This window comes from Eudoraea sp., from assembly GCF_049665975.1.
GTDB lineage: Bacteria > Bacteroidota > Bacteroidia > Flavobacteriales > Flavobacteriaceae > Eudoraea.
This window is the reverse complement of record NZ_JBATGR010000055.1, coordinates 1-4,191: the sequence shown is the minus strand read 5'-3', so window position 1 is coordinate 4,191 and position 4,191 is coordinate 1. Positions and strand designations below refer to the sequence as shown.

The window sequence follows — 4,191 nt, the reverse complement described above, 5'->3', positions numbered from 1 at the left end:
ATTACAAGCCTAGCACCTTGATTGTGATTCTTTTAAGATTATGTAAACCATTACTTTTTGGAAAGTCCCACAAAACGAAGCCTTTACGGAATTGCTGTTTTTTTCCTTTCTTTTCACCGAATTAATTGATTAGTTAAAAAAACGAAGATATAGCGATTTAATTTCAAGGGTTGGAATGATATTGAGTTCATATTCTACGTTAAAACATATAGAAATGGTATTGATTTTTATTCAAATTACTGCTCTATTAAATACCCGATATCCTCCGAAGAGGATTAGGCCACTAAGTGTTTATCATTTTGCAATTAATAATTGGGATATCCAAATGAAGAGAAAACAACTACTCTCTCCATATGTATAGGTCTTAGCCTTCCCGATTCTAAAGGTTTAAATCGTCAGGTTTTTTTCCAAGAATTGATTATCTGCATTCTTTCCAATGCGGTATTTTCCGTCTAAGGTCAATGCAAGTTTCTTAATAACTCAAGGGTTCAGAATGGAGACATTGAGCAAGTCATAGCCCTTCACTATCATCCCGATAACTATCGGGAGTCTACCAGACCTTTGACTACCGTTCAGTCCCCTGTCGCGATCACTGATGAATTCAATATTTATTCTAAAAGATCCAAAATACTTGTCGGTGGATTCGCTTCAATCACCCGCCATTCATCCTCGGAGATAGAAGAGAGAAACTTCATAAGTGGGTCAGAAATGGGGATGGTATTATACCTTTTAGCAATATCTATGATCTGATTAATTTGATTCAGGTAAGTCTCGGTGATATTAGCACCGCTTTGTGTGGAGGCAGCTTCCGAATCTATATATGCAACTCCTTTTTTGATCAAAGGAATATCCATGGATATACACGCCTGTAATAATTCAATCTGATAAGGAAATGTGTAAATTTTAATAGATGGAAGTATTCTTTCCAACGCACTACTTTCAAAAGCCTTGAACGCCCTATTTGTATCGGTAATTCTCTGTGCCAGCTGAGGGAGGAAATGTTGCCAAATTTGAATAAACAAATTACCCCGCAGGTTTCGACTTCCTCCAATTAAAGAAACGGAATCTTCTTCCCGCCTCGATCCTGCAACAGTTTTTGTTTTTCCATCAACAATATCCTGAACCAATAAACCCAGCTGCATAGGGTGAACGGACAAATCCGCATCATTATCAACTATTACATGAATTCCTTCTGCAGGTGTTTTCAAGGCTTTTTGCATGCCTAACAAAGCTGCACCACCTTTCACACTGCGATTAGAGCCATTTTTATGCGTAATTCCTGCAGGAAGATCAATATCATTCTCATCAATCGCCTTAGCCAGGAAAAACACTTTATGGGGAGACCCCGGATATTCAGATACTATATTTTCTGCCATAACTCCCGATGCATCCGGGCATCCATCATCTACTACAAATACCCGCCCTTTGAACAAGGGATTGATACGTTCAAAATGTTGAATACAAGCAATCTTGGTTCGCAAGGAGTTCTCACCATGCGGATGCTGCTCTCTCTTCTGCATTCGTCCCGTTTCTTTGTATACCGGGTTAATGAGTGTTAGTGTAACCTGCTCATTAAGATTCAGGATTATATTCTCGGATTCGATAAATTTTAGCATGGTACGGAAAGCCAAAGCTTCATTATCATATGAACGGGCTTTGATATCAAGTTCGTCAATGGTTTCAGCCTGACTGGCAACCCATTCTTTTACTTTATTGAAGTAAGCATGAGCCATTTCAGTGTTGGTATCGTATGCTTCGGCTATTACTGGACCCTGTTTTATTATTGATTTCATGTCGTGAAATTATTGAAATTTAGGCAACCTTTGATCCTAAAATTTCCGAAAAATTAAAAAATGTAGCGATGTATGCTTTAATATCTTCCCAAGTTAGCCATACCACTGTCTATTTTAGGATGGATCACAAGATCAGTAAAACTTGTGGCAGTTTGGAGTTTCTTAGAGCTTAAAACTGATTAGCTTTAAGATTATGGACTTGCAAAACACTATTCCAAGTTGTAAGGCATTAAATTGTTTTATATTCGGGCGATAATTATATTTAGAAATTGAAAAAATTATAATAATAATATTCCTCTATGATATCGAGAGAGATTAAACTTCCACCGAAGCATATTTATCCTTTAGATGATTGGAAGATCATTCAAAAAAAGTTTGCACCTCAGTATCTTGCCCAGGACGAAACTGTTTTCGCTATAGGCAATGGCTATTTGGGTTTTCGAGGCAACCACGAGGAAGGGACACCGGTAGAACAGCGAGGGACATTTATCAACGGATTCCATGAACAATGGCCTATCCGCTATGGGGAAAGCGCCTATGGTTTTGCCAAAACCGGCCAAACAATGCTGAATGTTACCGATAGTAAAGTGATCAGGCTGTATGTGGACGACGAGCCTTTTTATCTTCCCACGGCCGATCTTAAATCTTATGAACGTGTTCTTGACATGAAAGCCGGTGCGCTTCATCGCGATATCCTTTGGCAAACGGCTTCCGGCAAACGCGTTTCCATTAAGTCTACCAGAATCGTCTCAATGGAACGCCGACATGTTGCGGCAATTTCCTACGAAGTAAAAGTTCTAAACGCCCCGGCAAAGTTGATCCTATCTTCCAAATTACGTTGTCCTTCAGATAATGGCAATAATAATGAAGGAAATAAGGATCCCCGAAAATCTCCTGCTTTCGAACCCGATGTTTTTATTCCTAAGGTGAACGAGGTGAAGGACCAAAGAGTTTTTCTTGGGCATGAGGTCCGAACAAGTAAAATGACGCTTTCCTGTGGTGTGGATCATGTAATTGAAACTGAGAATAACTATTCATTTGAAAGCGAGTGCCACGAAGATTCGGCCAAAATTGTCTATTCTGTGAAAGCAGAAAAGGGAGTTGCTTTCCGTTTAATTAAATACATGGTATATCACACGTCCCGAAGTGCGCCGGTTATAGAGCTTTGCGGTCGTACCGGACGAACACTGAGTTCTGTGGTTAATGAGGGATTTGACTATATCGTCAAGGGCCAACAGCGCTTTATGGATGATTTTTGGGCTCGTAGTGATATTGAGGTAACTATACATAAGGATAGACGGACTCAGCAATGCCTCCGCTTCAACCTGTTCCATATACTTCAGGCATCGGCACGAGTAGAAGGTACTGGTATTGGGGCTAAAGGTTTAACCGGAGAGGCCTATGAAGGACATTATTTCTGGGATACTGAGGTATATGTCATGCCCTTTTTGATATATACAGCTCCAAGTGTAGCGAGAAACTTGCTGCGTTTCCGTTATAGCCTTCTGGATAAAGCCAGAAAGCGCGCAAAAGAAGTAAACCAGAAAGGCGCGCTCTTTCCGTGGAGAACTATTACCGGTGACGAGGCTTCTGCTTATTATGCAGCCGGGACGGCTCAATATCATATCAATGCAGACATTATGTACGCTCTCAGGAAATATGTTGAGGTTACCGGTGATGAAGAGTTTCTTTTTGACTATGGCGCCGAGATGCTCATAGAAACGGCTCGCTTGTGGGCCGACCTCGGTTTTTATTCCCTTAATGGAAAAGAAGAGTTTCATATTCACGGTGTAACAGGGCCGGATGAATATACCGCCATAGTAAACAATAATGCTTTTACAAATATGATGGCTCGTGAGAATTTGAGATATGCGGTGGAGAGCCTTGAATTATTGCAAAAAAAGAGACCGGAAGGTTTTAAGGCCCTCGCCCATGACACGGATCTTAAGCCGGAGGAGATTGACGAATGGCGGAAAGCTGCAAAGCATATGTATATTCCATATGATGAAGAGGCAGGGATCCATCCGCAGGACGACGGATTTCTTAAAAAGGAAATTTGGGATTTTGAAAACACTCCCACGGATAAATATCCTTTGCTGCTTAATTACCATCCTTTGGTGATTTATCGTTTCCAGGTCATTAAACAAGCAGATGTTGTTATGGCTATGTTTCTTTTGGGCCACGAGTTTTCCTGTGAGCAAAAGAAACGAAATTACGATTATTACGATCCCCTAACCACGGGGGATTCTTCATTATCCGCCAGTGTTTATAGCATTCTGGCATTAGAATTGGACTATCTCGACAGGGCTTTGGAACTCATAAGATATGCTGCATGGATGGACCTGGCAGATGTAGGAGGAAATGTCAAAGATGGAGCACATATCGCATCCATGGGTGG

Annotated in this window: 2 protein-coding genes; one reads left to right on the top strand and one right to left on the bottom strand. The window is 40.7% G+C overall.

Annotated elements, in window-relative coordinates; all coding sequences use genetic code 11:
* Positions 1-608: 608 nt before the first annotated feature.
* Positions 609-1,793 (bottom strand): hypothetical protein, encoded by a 1,185-nt coding sequence (locus tag WBN20_RS02330; RefSeq protein WP_424280569.1) that lies wholly within the window; start codon positions 1,791-1,793, stop codon positions 609-611.
* Positions 1,794-2,092: 299 nt separating this feature from the next.
* Here WBN20_RS02330 and WBN20_RS02325 point away from each other — a divergent pair.
* Positions 2,093-4,191: glycoside hydrolase family 65 protein (locus tag WBN20_RS02325; RefSeq protein WP_424280568.1), on the top strand; the 2,099-nt coding region annotated here is incomplete at its 3' end.

Bases quoted from the DNA above. Each gene is read 5' to 3' on its own strand.
- WBN20_RS02330 (WP_424280569.1), bottom strand. From the start codon at position 1,793: ATGAAATCAATAATAAAACAGGGTCCAGTAATAGCCGAAGCATACGAT.